This is a genomic window from Mucilaginibacter sp. SJ (assembly GCF_028993635.1).
Taxonomy (GTDB): domain Bacteria; phylum Bacteroidota; class Bacteroidia; order Sphingobacteriales; family Sphingobacteriaceae; genus Mucilaginibacter.
Map to the genome: position 1 here is coordinate 3,215,359 of NZ_CP118631.1, position 16,128 is coordinate 3,231,486.

The following is a 16,128-nucleotide window of genomic DNA, read 5'->3' on the forward strand; positions in this document are numbered from 1 at the left end:
TGAGAGATGAAAAAACTATTTTATAGCATAGCATTAAGTGTATTGGTTGCCGCAGGCAGCTCATGCAAAAAGGTTGATAATTATGCCGCCCCCGATGTTACCTTAAAAGGTACAGTAACTGATGCCGGGAATGGCAAAAGCCTGCAAACAGAACAAGGTTCAGGCACCCGCATTAAATTATTGGAGATAAGCTGGAGCGACAACCCAACCCCGTTTTATATATCCTCATTCCAGGATGGTACTTATCAAAATACCAAACTGTTTGCAGGCAAAAATGTAATTTCGGCAGAGGGTGCTTTTGTGCCATTGGTGCAGGTTGATAATACCGGCAAAACCATTGTTGATAAAAGCCAGACCGTTGATGTTAAAAGTGTGACCACCGTAAACTTTTCGGTTGAACCATTTTTAAGAATAGAATGGGCAGGCGATCCGGTTTTAAACGCTGATGGCACCATTACCACCAGCTTTAAAGTTACCCGGGGTACTGCCGATCCTAATTTTCAGCAAAACGTGAGCGATGTGGCTGTATTTGTTAATTCAAACAACTACGTAGGCAATAATAACTACGATAACCGCTACACACCTAAGCTGAGCGGTAATGATGCAAATAACTCGGTTGGTAAAACTCTTAGTCTTACCACGCTTGGTGGCGCATTGCCGGGTAAAAGGAGCTATTTCATCCGCGTAGGTGCAAGGGTTTCCTATGGCCTTAATTACTATAATTATACCGACGTTAAAGAGGTAAAGGTTCCGTAAAAACAAATAATACCTGTGTGAGGGAGGGGCCGTGGGAGTGGTTCCTTCCAACACAGTTTTATAAAATATAACTATGAAGAATACGCTGCTTTTTTGTTGCGGACTTGCATTTGCTGCCGGGGCTTTTGCACAGGATACTAACCCGAAACCGGCATCCCTGAAAGAGAAAACGGCTTTCCAAACCAGCAGTCCCTGGAGGCCCGAAATTGATGTGCGATCAGATATTGCCATTGTTTACGGCACTAACGATCACCCTAATATGACCTTTGAGCAACGCGTTAAATCATGGCGCGACCGTGGCTATGACGTAAATTTCATGACCGGTATTGCCTGGGGCGACTACAAAGATTACTTTTTGGGTAAATGGGATGGTAAAAACCACCTTGGCGTAGGGCAGGTAACCCAAAGAGGCGATACAATTTTCCACGGGAAGGATATGCCTTATGTAGTGCCCGATGATTCGTTTATCGAATACATGAAAACTGCCGTAGTCAAACGGGTAATAGATGTGGGTATCACCAACATCTTTTTAGAAGAACCTGAGTTTTGGGCCCGCGCAGGTTATAGCGCAGGCTTTAAAAACCAATGGCAAAAATATTACGGCTTCCCATGGAAACCACAGAATGCATCTCCTGAAAATACTTACTTATCAAACAAGCTAAAATATAACCTGTACTATGAAACCATCAAACAGGTATCATCATACGCCAAGGAGTATGGCAAAAGCAAAGGGATGAACATTAAGGTGTTTATTGCTACACACTCGCTGGTAAATTATTCGTCATGGCAAATCGTTAGTCCGGAGGCAAGTCTGGCATCACTACCGGGTATTGATGGTTACATCGCCCAGGTTTGGACGGGTACCTCGCGCGAGCCTACTTATTTTAATGGCTTAGAAAAGGAGCGTGTATTTGAGAACGCGTTTTTGGAATATGGTTCGGTAGTATCCATGACAGCGCCGACAGGTCGTAAGGTGTTTTTCCTGACCGACCCGATTGAAGACCGTGTGCATGACTGGAGCGATTACAAACGCAACTATCAGGCTACTTTTACCGCCAAACTGTTGTACCCGATGGTTGCCGATTACGAGGTAATGCCATGGCCCGAAAGGATCTATACACACCCCTACCCGGTATTGGGGACTAATGAAAAAACACTGATCCCTCAGTTTTACTCCACCCAGATGCAGATCATGGTAAACGCGCTGAATGATATGCCTGTTTCAACCAACAAAGTATCTGGTGTTAACGGAATCGGTGTGCTAATGAGCAATACCCTGATGTTCCAGCGTTTCCCTACACATAACGGCTTTGAAGATCCGCAGTTCTCTAACTTCTATGGTCAAACACTGCCACTGGTAAAGCGCGGCGTTCCGGTACAAACCGTACACATGGAAAACCTGGGTTATGCGGCATCGCTTAAGGATATCAAAGTTTTGGTGATGAGCTACTCCAACATGAAACCGGTATCAGCAGAAGTTCATGAGCATTTGGCCGAATGGATTAAAAATGGCGGTGTACTGATCTACACCGGTCGCGATGATGATCCCTATCAATCGGTAATGGAATGGTGGGATACCAAAGGCAATAATTTTAAAGCGCCATCACAGCACCTGTTTAAACTGCTGGGTATAAACCCAACCGGGAATGATCAGCGTTTTGCTGTTGGTAAAGGAGCGGTTTATGTGTTGAGGCAAAACCCGAAAGAGTATGTAATGCAGGCTAATAGTGATGATAATTTCATCAAAACTGTAAAACAAGCTTATGAAAAAGATGCCGATGGCGGTAAGCTAAAATTTAAAAATAGCATGTACCTGGAGCGCGGCCCGTATGATATTATTTCGGTAATGGACGAAAACACTGACAGCAAATCATACACTGTTAAAGGCCCCGTTATCGACCTTTTTGATCCGCAGTTACCTGTGTTGGATAAAAAAATCATCAATCCTAATGAGCAGGCCTTGTTATACGTAGTTAAACGTGTTGCGGATAAGAAACAGCCAAAAGTATTGGCATCGGCCTCAAGGATTTATGATGAAGCTATAACAGAAAACAGCTACAGTTTTGTAGCCAAAAGCCCGATTAATACATTAAACAGCGCCCGGATCTTATTGCCGGCGCAACCGAAAGAAACAGTAGTTACCGATAATACAGGAAAAACCATTGCTGATGTAAAATCCTCGTGGGATAAATCATCAAAAACCCTGTACCTGGGCTTTGCCAACAGTCCCGATGGTATTAAGGTGAGCATTAAATGGTAAAAGAGTCTTTTGAGAGAGAGTTGATTTATGCTTCCGTACGTGAAATTTCACGTGCGGAAGTTTTTTTGAAAAGAGATTCCGTAATTCGCTCAAAAAATTTGTCCTTGTATTGATAACGGCTATTCGGAAGATTTTTTAATTCCCTCCCTTGGAAGGGGTGCGGTGGAAAGTGTTGTGGCGGGGAGGGGTTTGTAGGCTTTGCTAATGAATATGCATGGTGATTAACCCCTCCCTACACCCTCCCGAGGGAGGGAATCGCGCGATCCCCGTTTTAAATTTCTTTGAGTACCGATAATACTGTATTGATTTGAAAATAAAGTCCCCAAATAATAAATGAAAAAATTACTTCTCCTGGCGTTTGCCTTTTTACCGGCAGCACTTTCGGCACAAGAAAAGGTGCCGTCACCTGTCGATCTGATCAACCCGCTTATGGGCACGCAATCAAAGCCATCGCTCTCCAATGGGAATACTTACCCGGCAGTAGCACTGCCATGGGGTATGAATTTCTGGACACCGCAAACCGGTAAAATGGGCGATGGGTGGCAGTACACTTATGATGCCGATAAGATCCTCGGTTTTAAACAAACCCATCAACCATCGCCCTGGATGAATGATTATGGCATGTTCTCGGTTTTCCCGGAAACCGGTAAATTAAAGCTTGATGAAAAAGAGCGCGCCAGCTGGTTCTCGCATAAAGCCGAAACCGCAAAACCATATTACTACAGCGTTTACCTGGCCGATTATGATGTAACAACCGAAATTACACCAACAGAGCGCGCTGCAAGTTTCCAGTTCACTTTTCCTAAAAGTGATAGCTCGCACATTGTGATCGATGCTTTCGATAAAGGTTCTTATATAAAAATCATCCCTGGTGAGCAAAAAATTGTTGGTTACAGTACCAAAAACAGTGGCGCCGTACCTGCCAACTTCAAAAACTACTTTGTTATTTATGTAGATAAACCATTCGCGCTGGCCTCTGCATGGCATGACTGGAAACAAGATGCCGGTCAACTGGAATATACCGGCGATCATGCAGGAGCGGTAATCACCCTAAAAACTGCTAAAGGTGAAAAAGTTCATTTGAAAGTAGCTTCATCCTTTATCAGCATTGAGCAAGCCGAACTTAACCTGAAACGCGAGTTGGGCAACGATGATTTTGCAGCAACCTGCCAAAAAGCAAAAGATACCTGGAACAAAACCCTGAGCCGCCTTAACGTTGAAGGCGGAACTATCGACCAAACCCGCACTTTTTACAGCAGCCTTTACCGTATGCTGTTTTTCCCTAACAAAATGTATGAGGTTGATGCTAACGGACAAAATGTGCATTACAGCCCTTTCAATGGTAAAGTTGCACCGGGATACCTTTTTGCAGGTACCGGTTTCTGGGATACTTTCAGGGCACTTTATCCTTTCCTGAATTTGGTTTACCCGTCTATCAACAAAGAAATGCAGGAAGGCCTGATCAATGATTACAAAGAAGGTGGCTGGCTGCCAGAATGGTCGAGCCCGGGCTACGCTGATTGTATGATCGGTAACAACTCAGCATCGGTAGTTTCTGAAGCTTACCTGAAAGGCCTGCGCGGTTACGATATCGAAACCTTATACCAGGCGCTTAAACATGGTGCCAACAACGAAGGGCCTAATGCTACCGGCCGTCGTGGTGTACGGTATTATAACACTTTAGGCTATGTGCCATACAACGTAAAGATCAACGAAAATGCTGCCCGTACCCTCGAGTACGCTTATGACGATTTTGCTATTTACCAGTTGGGTAAGGCTTTGGGCAAACCTAAAAAGGAAATAGAGATCTACAAAAAACGCAGCCAGAACTACCGCAATATTTTTGATCCGCAAACTAAACTGATGCGCGGTAAAAACCAGGACGGTACTTTTGAAAAGCCTTTTAATCCGTTTAAATGGGGCGATGCCTTTACCGAAGGTAACAGCTGGCACTATAGCTGGGGCGTGTTCCACGATATTCAGGGTTTAATAAACCTGATGGGCGGCAAGCAGCAATTTGCAGCCAAGTTGGATTCGGTGTTTGAAATGCCGCCGGTATTTGATGATAGCTACTACGGCGGCGTGATCCACGAGATTCGCGAAATGCAGATTGCAGGTATGGGCCAATACGCGCACGGGAACCAGCCTATCCAGCACATGATCTATCTTTACAATCACGCAAATCAACCATGGAAAACTCAGTACTGGGTTCGTGAAGCAATGAACAGGCTTTACCGGGCAGCTCCTGATGGTTACTGCGGCGACGAGGATAACGGTCAAACATCTGCCTGGTACATCTTCTCGGCCATGGGTTTTTACCCGGTTACCCCGGCCAGCGACCAGTATGTTTTAGGTGCTCCGCTGTTTAAAAAAGTAACTGTTAATTTAGAGAACGGCAAAACCATCACCATTAACGCACCTAAAAACAGCGACGAAAACAGGTACGTAAATACGCTTACTGTTGATGGCAAACCATATACCAACAACTGGTTAAGCCACAAAGGTTTGTTAAACGGTGCAGTGCTTGATTTTGATATGCAGGCCACTCCGAATAAAGATCGCGGTACAAAAGATGCCGATGTGCCTTATTCAATGAGCAACGAGAAATAAACACCCCTCCCAACCCTCCCCAATAGGGAGGGCTTTTTTGTAGGGACGCATCACATGCGTCTCCCGCCATGCTGATCAATTAGCTATGATAGGAGATACGGGTGATGCGTTTCTTGTTTAATGAGAATTATACTATCCGAAAAGCTTTACTTTTATCTTTTTTGTAACTTGCCTTATCAATGAAAGGGCAAAAAACACATCATTCAGTACTACTCATATGTCTTTTGGTACTGCCTATAGTCTTTGCTTTTTCCATGCGTCCTTCAGGCAAATACAATCTTGATTTTTTTACTACCCATAACCAATTTTACCTCTGCGATTCGGCCTTTACCGGTACCACCGGTGATACTACCTTTTGGAACACCGACGCCCAAAATGCGCGCTTAGGGACTACCGAAGATATCATCGGCATAAAAATAGCCAGCTATGGCCACGTACGGGCCGAACTTAATGTGCTCAACACAGCCGACGCAGAAAAAGATTTCAGCAAATACGACCATGTTGTTGAGGGCAGTGTAAAACTAAGTTCGGGCATTATGGAAGTCCTGAATTTTCCGGATACCAAAATTATCTTAAAAGCCATTGTTACCCCGGCAAGATATCGCATACGCATTTATTCGTATGCTGTAAAAAACGTAAATCCCGATGAGGATGAAGGTACCGATCACTATAAGATTACCCTTTGGCCCGGAGAAGGTAGGGAAAGGAAAGTATTGAAAGCCTACAGGGCGGACTAATCCATTTATGCCCGCCCGAAACAAAGGTACATTAATCACGCACTATTTATCGCTGATCATTATCGGGTTGCCTCCCTTTCCGCCGCCAATAATAATCACCTTGGCATTGGGCGAAAGCGCTATTTCCTTTTGTGCTTTTATGGCTTCGTATTGCAGTTGCTTATCCGATAACCCGGTTGAAAGGATACGCTGATAATCGGCAATACCCTGCGCTTCCACCCGCTTACGTTCGGCTTCCTGGCGTTCCTTTTGCAGTACGAACTCCATCTTCTGGGCATCCTGCTCGGCATTGATCTTTGATTCGATGCTGGCGCGTACCGAGGCTGGCAGGGTAATGTTGCGCACCAGGATCTGCTGCAGTTCAAGTCCGCGTTTTTCAAAACTGGCGGTAATGTAACGGTTTATTTTATCCTGGAACTCCTGCCGCTTGGTCGAATACAGATCGACAGCAGCATAAGCAACCGCGTTATCGCGGATGGCCGTGCGCGAAACCGGGCGAACGATCTTATCCACATAGTTTTCCCCTATGTTCTGCATAATGTAAGGGGCTTTATCGGGTTTTACTTTATACAGCACGGAAAGATCAATGGTAACTTCCAATCCATCTGATGAAAGCACACGGATAGCATCATCCCCCTCCTTCTGGCCCTCGTTATTTACCGCGCTCATGGTATAGGTCTGGGTCTGGACATCAAAAGTGGTGATCTCCACTACGGGGTTTACGATATGCAAACCGCTTTCAAGTACCTGGTCCTGCACCTTACCAAACAGGGCCTGCACCCCAACCTTGCCTGGTTCAATTACCTTAAATATATTGAGCAACAGGCCAAGTACAACCATGGCTATACCTACCGCGGTTACCACGCCACTAAAGCGGCCGGCCGGTTCGGGCGAACGTTTGAGCACTATACCCACAATGAGTACAATAACTCCTAATACTGCTATAAACATGCAATGAAGTTAAGCTTTTTTTGCATGCTGCAAGCTTATTATAAAAGAATGTTTTTTAGTGGGATGGCGATTGTAAAATGCCGGGGATCGATGGTCGGCTTAGCATGATCGGCACAAGTTAGCCGGCGCTTGTTCCCTTTACACAAAACTTGCGCCATTAGATATTTTTTTTGCCGACTTAGCATAACGGCACAAGTTAGCCGGCGCTTGTTCCCTTTATACAAAACTTGCGCCATTAGAGCGCCATTAGAAGTAGAGAAGACTTACGAAGTTTTAAAAACTTCGTAAGTCTGGAGCCTAATTAATATCGGGTTACTTAGCCCCTTTGCCTTTTTTATTTTGCGGGGCTTGCTGGGTCTCTTTAACTTGTTTCAAAAGCCTCAGCTTCATGAAAATCACAACTACGCCAACAACCATGGCACCGGCCATGATCAGGTAGTTTTTTTCGGTGAACATTTTATAAGCAACAATAAAGCACAAAGCTACACCCATGGTGTAAAGCACATTGAGCACCAGTTTAAAGCCCATTATTAGTATACGTTTAATTCAGGGTCAATTTCGGCCTGCCATGCAAGGATCCCTCCTCTTAGGTTTGACAGATTGGTAAAACCCTGCTGCTCCAGCTGCATAATAGCAGCCGCGCTGCGTTTACCGCTGCGGCACATTACTACTACCGGCTTGTCTTTACTTATCTTGTCCGATTCTATCAGCACTCCGCCAAGCGGTATAAGCTGCCCGCCAAGGTTTGAAGTTTCGTATTCAAAATCTTCCCTAACATCAATCAGTTGAAAATCTTCGCCTTTATCAATTTTCTCTTTTAATTCCTGTACGGTTATCTCGTTCATGTTAAATGTAATTATAATTCAAAGGTAGTTTTTTTCTTAATCAAATATTTAGGCTTGTTATTTGTAACAATCAAAGTATATAAGCGTTTCATATATGTTTACACAATAATTACTTAATGAAAAAAGTTACCCGCTTTTTCTGGTTCTGTTCAGGAGCACATATCGATACCTTAAAAAAGTACCCAATTGAGCATAATAAGTATGTTGGTATTGGGGCTACCATATTTTTCACGGCACTGTTTGCCGCGTTATCCGGCGGTTATGCCATGTACTTTGTTTTTAATGGCGATGCCTTTGCTGTAGGTTTTGCTATACTATTTGGTTTACTGTGGGGAACGGCCATTTTTAACATGGACCGCTACATTGTATCCAGTATCAACAAAGAAGGCACAACCAACCAGCAGATCCTGCAGGCGTCGCCCCGTATTTTGCTGGCTATTATGATAGGTATCGTAATCTCGCGCCCGCTTGAACTCAAGATCTTTGATAAAGAAATTCGCCAGAAGTTGAAAACCGCTTACCTTAAAGGCCAGCGCAGCAAAATTGATACCCTTGAAAAAACCTACATGCAGAAATACGCCATGGAGCTGGGTAAAAATACCGATTTGAAAAAGGAAAAAGATTCGTTAGAGCGGGATATCAACCGCTCACGTTACCAGCTTAACCAGGAAGTTTTCGGCGATAAAACCAACCAAACATCGGGCATTACCGGTTATGGCACTTATGCAAAGCAAAAGCAGGCCATACTGGAAGAAAAGGAAGCCCGCCTTAAAACCGTTACCGATAATTTAGGGCAAATGGACCAGTACCTTGGGGCCCGGAAAGATTATGAAGGCTTAAATAGTACCCGTCTGTTTACGGAGCATCAACTGGATAGCCTGGCCAGCATAGCCGGCTTCTCGGACCGTAACTGGGCATTAGGCCAGCTCACCTACACTGAAAACGGCAAGCGCGACCTCGATACTTATCTCGCTATTTCGTTTATCGGCTACCTTTTCATTTTGTTTGAATGTTTGCCGGTATTTGTAAAACTGATGTCGCCCAAAGGGCCTTATGATACGGCTATCGCCAAAACAGCCGAAGCCAATATTCATCTGGCCGAACGGGATAAGGAACGTGATATAGCGGTTACGGATAATATTTACGACCACAACCTGGATACGGATGTCGAGCGGCGAAAAAAGATCATTACCTCACAATCTGATTATGATTTTGAGCGGCATAGTTATGAGTAAGTGTTTTTTTGTAAAGACGCTTAATTAATAAGTTAAAAGCATGGGTTTGTGCGATTCCCCTCTTGAGAGCATAGCCGTCAATTTAAGCAGCCATTTCCAAAATCCCCTCTCGAGAGGGGATTTTGGAAATCCTGTCAGCTGATAGCTTAGAGCTATATTCATAATTTGCAATTTCCAACCTAATCCCTCATCTTGCGCAACAGATCATCAACCTATGTTTGAGCAATTTTCCCATTCAAACTTCCATACTATTTGCGATAAGCTCGCCGCGGGCGATCCGGATCTGGCCCTGATCATCCAAAATCATGGTTATCCGCCTTTATGGTCACGCCCAAATAGCTTTGAAACGCTGGTTCATATTATACTGGAACAGCAGGTGTCCCTGGCTTCGGCACTATCGGCCTTAAATAAATTGCGCGAACGGGTACAGCAGATTAGCCCGGCACGGGTTTTACTGCTTACCGATGAAGAATTCAGGGCATGCTATGTAAGCCGACAAAAAACCATCTATATAAAATACCTGGCCGAAGCCATTGTAAACGGGCAGATCAACCTCGCCGAAATGGAACAAATGCCCGATGATATTATCCGTACCAAACTAACCGCCCTCAAAGGCATTGGCAACTGGACGGTTGATGTTTACCTGATGTTTGTACTGCAGCACACCGATGTTTTTCCTATCGGGGATCTGGCCGCGGTGAATGCCCTTAAACGGGTAAAAAATCTGCCAAAAGATATTACCAAAGAAGAATTGTTAACGGTGACCGAACAATGGAAACCATACCGCACGGTAGCTGCGATGATTCTGTGGCATTATTATCTGAGCCAAAGAGTACCAGCCCCACCCAAACCCTCCAGGCAAGGCGTTAAAAAATAAAGATATTCGGAGGCTTAAATGATAACACAGAATACAAGCCGGATATTTTTATCAGATCCTTCGCGTAACCCCTCTGTTTTATTAAATAATTGATATTCAAATAATTATATAAAAAAATTCGAAATTGTGTTAACCCTGTTAACCCCCTGTTGGTGCTGTCCATGGTCGGTGTTGTTACACGTGAACCTGCAAAAGCATATAAACAAAAAATGCGCTGGCTTAGCCAACGCATTAAAAATATGCTTATCAAAGGCACCCCCTTTAGGGGGCGGGGGGGGCATTAAATAGCCCATTCCTTTCCTGCTCCTGGTAATCCTGTACGGTTTCGATCGCATTATCAACCACATCGCTCAGGGCGGTAATGAATGTTCCGGGGCGGGCCAGGCTCATGGCGTGTTTAATAGCGTCAACTTCTTTAGGCACTACTTCAACCTGCTTGTTAGGATCAACTGATTCAATTCCCTCCCTGAGTAAACCAATAATATTTTCGGCGGTGCGGCCGCGCAGGTGTTTTTCCTGGCGCAGGATGATATAATCAAACATTTCGGCCGATATTTTACCCAGTTCGCGGATATCGTCATCCCTCCTGTCGCCTGTGCCGGCTATGATACCAATTTTAAGCGGCGAATCGATATGTCTTAAAAACTCCTTGATGCCGGTGTACCCATCTGGGTTGTGGGCAAAATCTATCATGAAACGGAAATCCTTAAACTCAAAAATATTCATGCGGCCAGGCGTTTGTGAGGCCGATGGAATGAACGTTTCGAGCGAGATCTTGATATCTTCGGTTTTAAATCCCCATAAAAAGGTAGCCAGTGTAGCGGCCAGCACGTTCTCGATCATGAACGGTACGGTACCACCAAACGTAAGCGGGATCAGGATAGTACGCTGTACGCGGATCTTCCAGTCGCCTTTTAAAATGGTGATAAAACCGTTTTCGCAAATGGCGGCAATACCTCCTTTTTTGCAATGCGATTTGATGATCGGGTTATTCTCATTCCGACTGAAATAAGCGATGTTGCATTCGGCCTTTTTGCCAATGCGTACGCAATACTCGTTATCGGCATTTAAAACGCCCCAGCCATCCTTCTTAACTGAGTTAAGCACTACGCTTTTCACGCGTGAAAGGTCTTCCAATGAATGAATGTCCGACAAACCCAGGTGATCTTCCTGGATGTTGGTAACTACCCCTATATCGCAAAAGCCAAAACCGAGGCCCGAGCGCAGGATCCCCCCGCGGGCTGTTTCCAATACCGCGAAATCAACCGTTGGATCTTTTAGTATGAACTCCGAGCTTACCGGGCCGGTTGTATCGCCCTTCAGCATCATATTGTTTTGTACATAGATCCCATCCGAGGTGGTGAAACCTACCCGGTGACCGTTATTTTTAACAATGTGTGCTATCAAACGGGTGGTAGTGGTTTTACCGTTAGTCCCGGTAATAGCTATGATAGGGATGCGGGCCGATTTACCGGCAGGGTAAAGCATATCAATCACATGTCCGGCTACGTTGCGGGGCAGGCCTTCGCTCGGAGCAATATGCATCCTGAAGCCCGGTGCGGCATTAACTTCCAGTATCACTCCACCTGTATCGGTAAGCGGCTCGGTAAGGTTTTGCGCCATGATGTCGATGCCGCAAATATCCAGACCAATGATTTTAGAGATGCGCTCACAAATGAAAATATTTTGCGGGTGTACATGGTCGGTAACATCAACAGAGGTGCCGCCGGTGCTCAGGTTAGCAGTTGACTTTACATAAACCACCTCATCTTTTTCCGGAACGGTTTCAAGCGTGTAGTCTTTTTTTGCCAACAGATCGAGGGTGTCACGGTCGACCGTTATCTCGGTAAGCACATTTTCATGTCCATAGCCCCTCCGTGGGTCGGTATTTTCCAGGTCTATCAATTCCTGGATATTCAGCCTGCCATCGCCGGTAACGTGGGCCGGTTTGCGGAGGGCAGCAGCCACCATTTTATTGTCAATCACCAGTACTCTGAAGTCGAAGCCGGTAACATAACGCTCCACAATTACACGGCGTGAGATTTTTGCCGCATGCTCATAGGCTTCAATAGCCTCTTCTTCAGTTTTTATGTTGATAGAAATGCCGCGGCCGTGGTTACCATCAAGCGGTTTAAAAACCAGCGGGAAGCCCACTTTGCGGATAGCATCCGGCACAGCCGATGCCGATGAAATAGTTATGCCTTTAGCAACGGGGATGGCCTGCTCCTGTAAAAGCCGTTTGGTTTCTTCCTTGTTGCTGGCTATATCAACGGCAATGCTGCTGGTTTTTTCGGTCATGGTAGCGCGGAAACGCACCTGGTTTTTGCCGTAGCCTAACTGCACCAACGATTGGTTGTTGAGCCTGATCCATGGGATATCCCTCGCGATCGCTTCTTCTACAATTGACCCGGTACTTGGCCCCAGGCGGGTATTTTCCCTGATCTCGCGCATTTGCTGAATATCGGCATCCAGGTTGTAATCCTCGCCTTTTATCAGCGCTTCGGTTATTCGCACTGCCGATTCGGCGGCAAAAACGCCAACTTTTTCTTCCAGGTAAGCGAATACTACATTGTATACGCCTTTAGTTTTAGTTTCGCGGGTGCGGCCAAAGCCGGTATCCATACCTGCAAGGGTCTGGATCTCTAAGGCAATGTGCTCAACAACGTGCCCCATCCAGGTGCCGGCAATCACCCGCTGAAAAAAGCCGCCGGGTACACCGGGCGAGCAGCGGTGGCTGTATAACGATGGCAACAGCTTTTCAAGCCGTTCGTAAAATCCATCTATTTCGTTGGAGGGGCGGTGCTCCATCTCCTGCAGATCAAGCCGCATTTGTATTAATTTTTTGCGCCTGATGCTCCAAATGTTGGGGCCGCGTAGTACCTGGATATTCTCGATCTTCATTATGTAGGATGCTATTTTTTTGTCAGTCTGATTTTCCCCTTAAAACTATAAAACATAACACGGGAATAAAATTTTTGATGGCGAAAAGCCATTATTTATTATTAGTTCCTGTGTTTGTGCATGTTTTTGTCTTAATTTGTATATAGTTGTATTAAGATATTGTGAAATAATCATGATTGTCCCGAAAGGTAAACTAATAATTATAGGTGGCGCGGTTGATATGGGGAGTAATGTTACTCTTCAAGAGCACATTTTGCAACCAGATTATATCAAATTTTTTGAACAAGGCATATTAAGGCGCATAATTAACGAATCTGCTAAGCACGAAGGCTCACAAATTGAAGTGATCACGACAGCTTCACAGATTCCGGAACTTGTTGGCCAGGAATATATGAAAGCCTTCGGCCAGCTCAATGTTACCAATGTTAACGTATTGCACATCAAAAGCCGTGAAGATGCAGGGAACAAGGCATACTTGGACAGGATCCGTAAAGCCGATGTAGTGATGTTCAGCGGCGGCGACCAGCTCAGGCTAACAGCCATTTTTGGCGGCACCGAATTTTTACAGATCCTTAAACAGCGTTACCAAAAAGAGAATTTCGTTATTGCCGGAACATCGGCAGGTGCTGCGGCAGCTTCAACACATATGATCTACCGCGGGCAAAGTAACGAAGCCCTCGTAAAAGGCGAGGTGCAGATAACCGCCGGCCTGGGTTTTATCGACTCGGTGATTGTTGACACTCACTTTGTACAGCGTGGCCGCATAGGCCGGTTAATGTATGCCGTGGCAACTAATCCCGGTATTTTAGGGATAGGTTTGGGCGAGGATACAGGTTTGCTTATTACCGAAGGTTATATGATGGAAGCTATTGGCTCGGGCCTCATCATTTTGGTTGACGGACGCAACATCGTATCAACCAATATTTATGATGTGGAGCTTGGTTCACCGATATCTATCGAAAACCTGCGGGTGCATGTCATGTCGATATTTGATAAGTACGATCTGGTGCAGCACCGTTTAATCATAAAAAAGAGCGTAAAAGTTGAAGAAGGTGTTTTTATACATGCACCGGGCAGCAATCTTTTACAATAATTTAAACTGCATAAAGTTCTTATAAATACCCTGGCCTTATTTATGCAGGTACATCTACTTTAATTTATAATTATGAAAATAATTATTCACGGCGGTTTTTTCAGCGAATCGCATACCAACCAGGAAGTAAAGCTGGCCAAACAGGAAGCCCTGAACGGCATAGTGCAGTTAGGATACAAACACCTGCAACATCACACTGCTGCCGAAACGGCCGTTTATACCGTAAGGCTGCTTGAAGATTGCGAGCTTTTTAACGCAGGTACCGGCTCACAGATCCAGAGCGATGGCAAGATCCGCCTCAGCGCCTCTCTGATGGATGGCAAAACCCAACGCTTTTCCGGCGTTATCAACATTGAAGACGTTAAAAACCCTATCTGCGTAGCCGAAAAACTGCAAGCCTATGATGATCGTGTATTGAGCGGTAAAGGAGCATGCGATTTTGCTATAGAAAACGGTCATAAATATTTTAACCCCGAAATCCCGCAGCGCCGCCACGAATACGAACAGAAACTAAGCGATTCCATCAGGCTTGGTACCGTGGGCTGCGTTGCATTGGATGTACATGGCAACCTGGCTGCCGCTACCAGCACCGGGGGCAAAGGTTTTGAAATCCCCGGCCGTGTTAGTGATTCGGCCACTACTGCAGGAAATTATGCCAACGAGTTTGCCGGCGTTTCATGTACCGGCGTAGGTGAAGATATTGTAAGCGGCTCGGTAGCTGTTAAAATTGTTACACGCGTAACCGATGGAATGTCCCTTATGGCCGCCACCGAAAAAACCCTCGATGAAATGAAACCTTACGATGGCTTTGCCGGTGTGATAGGCATTACTACTGATGGGCAGATCTATCACTCAGATACACACCCTTACATGGTTTGGGCCCTGCACGATGGCGATATTGAAGTTTTTAACTAAAACCTAAATTTATTTTTTTTCGTAGAAAGGCATAAGTTCAGCACCTGTAAAATAACGGTGGCATTTAGCCGTTTATGTACTTGCTGCTTTTTTACAGGTATTGTTTTCCCGTTAACAAATAATTACATTTGTTAAGCTGATTAATTTAAAATAAACAGTTTAAACCCAGGAAAAAGATTAAATGAGATATTTCCTACTTATTATTTTATGCGCTGTTGGGTTCGATGCATCAGCGCAATGGTATTACAAGCCTTTCAATAAGCGTACCCGGTCTCCGCAAATGGCTTATGCACAAAGCCATTCTATTAAAAGACTGCCCGCTCCTATAATGGCTAAAGTAAAGATCCGCCCGTTTACTATTGAACATACCCCATATGTACTGGCCATGATCGAGGAATCGGTTATGAAAACCGCGCAGCACAACATGCGTTTTCATGTGTACAATGCCGCCAGCTACAACTTTAGCGACCTGGCCCAAATGTATATGAAGCAAAACCGCCTGGCCGAGGCCAAATGGTTCCTGCTGCAAAGTATTTCCATATCGCGTCAGCAAAATGACGACAGGCATACCATAGCTAACCTGCTTGACCTTGCAACCGTAAAAGCTGATTACGGCGATTATGCACAGGCCAAACAGGACCTGGCCGAAGCCCGCCAACTGGCCGTTACGCGCGGTTTGACTTTTGACCTGGCTACTGTAGAGAAAAAAACGCGCTATTTACAGGACAATAAATTTAACACGCTGCACACCGAAACCCACTTTGCCGAAACCGCCGACGCTGGTACAAAAACAGTTAACAAATAATATTTTTTTGTAACAAAAACGTAAAATGGTGCTGCCTGCATACTATTAGTAAAACATAATCGTATTATTGTTATTAGTAATTAAGAGACAGCATATTGACTGTCTCTTTTTTATTTTACATTAGCAAACTAATAATAGGCACA

At 45.0% G+C, this 16,128-nt stretch carries 13 protein-coding genes; 9 read left to right on the top strand and 4 right to left on the bottom strand.

Annotated elements, in window-relative coordinates; genetic code table 11:
* Window positions 1–6 precede the first annotated feature (6 nt).
* The 4 genes from MusilaSJ_RS12820 to MusilaSJ_RS12835 all read left to right on the top strand — a co-directional run bounded on the left by MusilaSJ_RS12820 (window position 7) and on the right by MusilaSJ_RS12835 (window position 6,363).
* Complete coding sequence (locus MusilaSJ_RS12820; protein ID WP_274990302.1) at window positions 7–756, top strand: DUF3823 domain-containing protein; 750 nt, start codon at window positions 7–9, stop codon at window positions 754–756.
* A gap of 73 nt (window positions 757–829) precedes the next feature.
* The gene (locus MusilaSJ_RS12825; protein ID WP_274990303.1) at window positions 830–3,016 is read left to right on the top strand and encodes a type 1 glutamine amidotransferase family protein; all 2,187 of its coding nucleotides are present in this window, start codon (window positions 830–832) and stop codon (window positions 3,014–3,016) included.
* A gap of 333 nt (window positions 3,017–3,349) precedes the next feature.
* Window positions 3,350–5,626: a GH92 family glycosyl hydrolase gene (locus MusilaSJ_RS12830; RefSeq protein ID WP_274990304.1), complete on the top strand. Its 2,277-nt coding sequence runs from the start codon at window positions 3,350–3,352 to the stop codon at window positions 5,624–5,626.
* A 179-nt stretch (window positions 5,627–5,805) separates the two neighbouring features.
* Window positions 5,806–6,363: a hypothetical protein gene (locus MusilaSJ_RS12835; RefSeq protein ID WP_274990305.1), complete on the top strand. Its 558-nt coding sequence runs from the start codon at window positions 5,806–5,808 to the stop codon at window positions 6,361–6,363.
* A gap of 42 nt (window positions 6,364–6,405) precedes the next feature.
* Here the strand turns inward: MusilaSJ_RS12835 and MusilaSJ_RS12840 are convergent, their stop codons facing one another.
* The 3 genes from MusilaSJ_RS12840 to MusilaSJ_RS12850 all read right to left on the bottom strand — a co-directional run bounded on the left by MusilaSJ_RS12840 (window position 6,406) and on the right by MusilaSJ_RS12850 (window position 8,159).
* Window positions 6,406–7,314, bottom strand: a complete 909-nt coding sequence (locus MusilaSJ_RS12840) for a prohibitin family protein (RefSeq protein WP_274990306.1) — start codon at window positions 7,312–7,314, stop codon at window positions 6,406–6,408.
* Between the two features lie 312 nt (window positions 7,315–7,626).
* Window positions 7,627–7,842: a DUF6358 family protein gene (locus MusilaSJ_RS12845; protein WP_090531097.1), complete on the bottom strand. Its 216-nt coding sequence runs from the start codon at window positions 7,840–7,842 to the stop codon at window positions 7,627–7,629.
* Between the two features lie 2 nt (window positions 7,843–7,844).
* Entirely contained in the window at window positions 7,845–8,159 is a 315-nt protein-coding gene (locus tag MusilaSJ_RS12850) for a rhodanese-like domain-containing protein (RefSeq protein WP_274990307.1), read from the bottom strand.
* A 116-nt stretch (window positions 8,160–8,275) separates the two neighbouring features.
* Here MusilaSJ_RS12850 and MusilaSJ_RS12855 point away from each other — a divergent pair, with 116 nt between their 5' ends.
* Window positions 8,276–9,394, top strand: a complete 1,119-nt coding sequence (locus tag MusilaSJ_RS12855; protein WP_274990308.1) for a DUF4407 domain-containing protein — start codon at window positions 8,276–8,278, stop codon at window positions 9,392–9,394.
* Window positions 9,395–9,608: 214 nt separating this feature from the next.
* On the top strand, window positions 9,609–10,271 hold the full coding sequence (locus MusilaSJ_RS12860) for a DNA-3-methyladenine glycosylase family protein (RefSeq protein WP_274990309.1): 663 nt from the start codon (window positions 9,609–9,611) through the stop codon (window positions 10,269–10,271).
* Between the two features lie 261 nt (window positions 10,272–10,532).
* Here MusilaSJ_RS12860 and cphA read toward each other — a convergent pair whose 3' ends face one another.
* Window positions 10,533–13,172, bottom strand: a complete 2,640-nt coding sequence (cphA, locus tag MusilaSJ_RS12865; RefSeq protein WP_274990310.1) for a cyanophycin synthetase — start codon at window positions 13,170–13,172, stop codon at window positions 10,533–10,535.
* Between the two features lie 172 nt (window positions 13,173–13,344).
* On the opposite strand from cphA, the gene MusilaSJ_RS12870 reads away from it, so the two are divergent.
* The 3 genes from MusilaSJ_RS12870 (at window position 13,345) to MusilaSJ_RS12880 (ending at window position 15,985) form a co-directional block, all read left to right on the top strand.
* Window positions 13,345–14,265 (top strand): cyanophycinase, encoded by a 921-nt coding sequence (locus tag MusilaSJ_RS12870; RefSeq protein ID WP_274990311.1) that lies wholly within the window; start codon window positions 13,345–13,347, stop codon window positions 14,263–14,265.
* A gap of 72 nt (window positions 14,266–14,337) precedes the next feature.
* Window positions 14,338–15,180, top strand: coding sequence for an isoaspartyl peptidase/L-asparaginase (locus tag MusilaSJ_RS12875; RefSeq protein ID WP_274990312.1), 843 nt, complete (start codon window positions 14,338–14,340; stop codon window positions 15,178–15,180).
* A 181-nt stretch (window positions 15,181–15,361) separates the two neighbouring features.
* Entirely contained in the window at window positions 15,362–15,985 is a 624-nt protein-coding gene (locus MusilaSJ_RS12880) for a tetratricopeptide repeat protein (RefSeq protein WP_274990313.1), read from the top strand.
* Window positions 15,986–16,128: the final 143 nt, after the last annotated feature.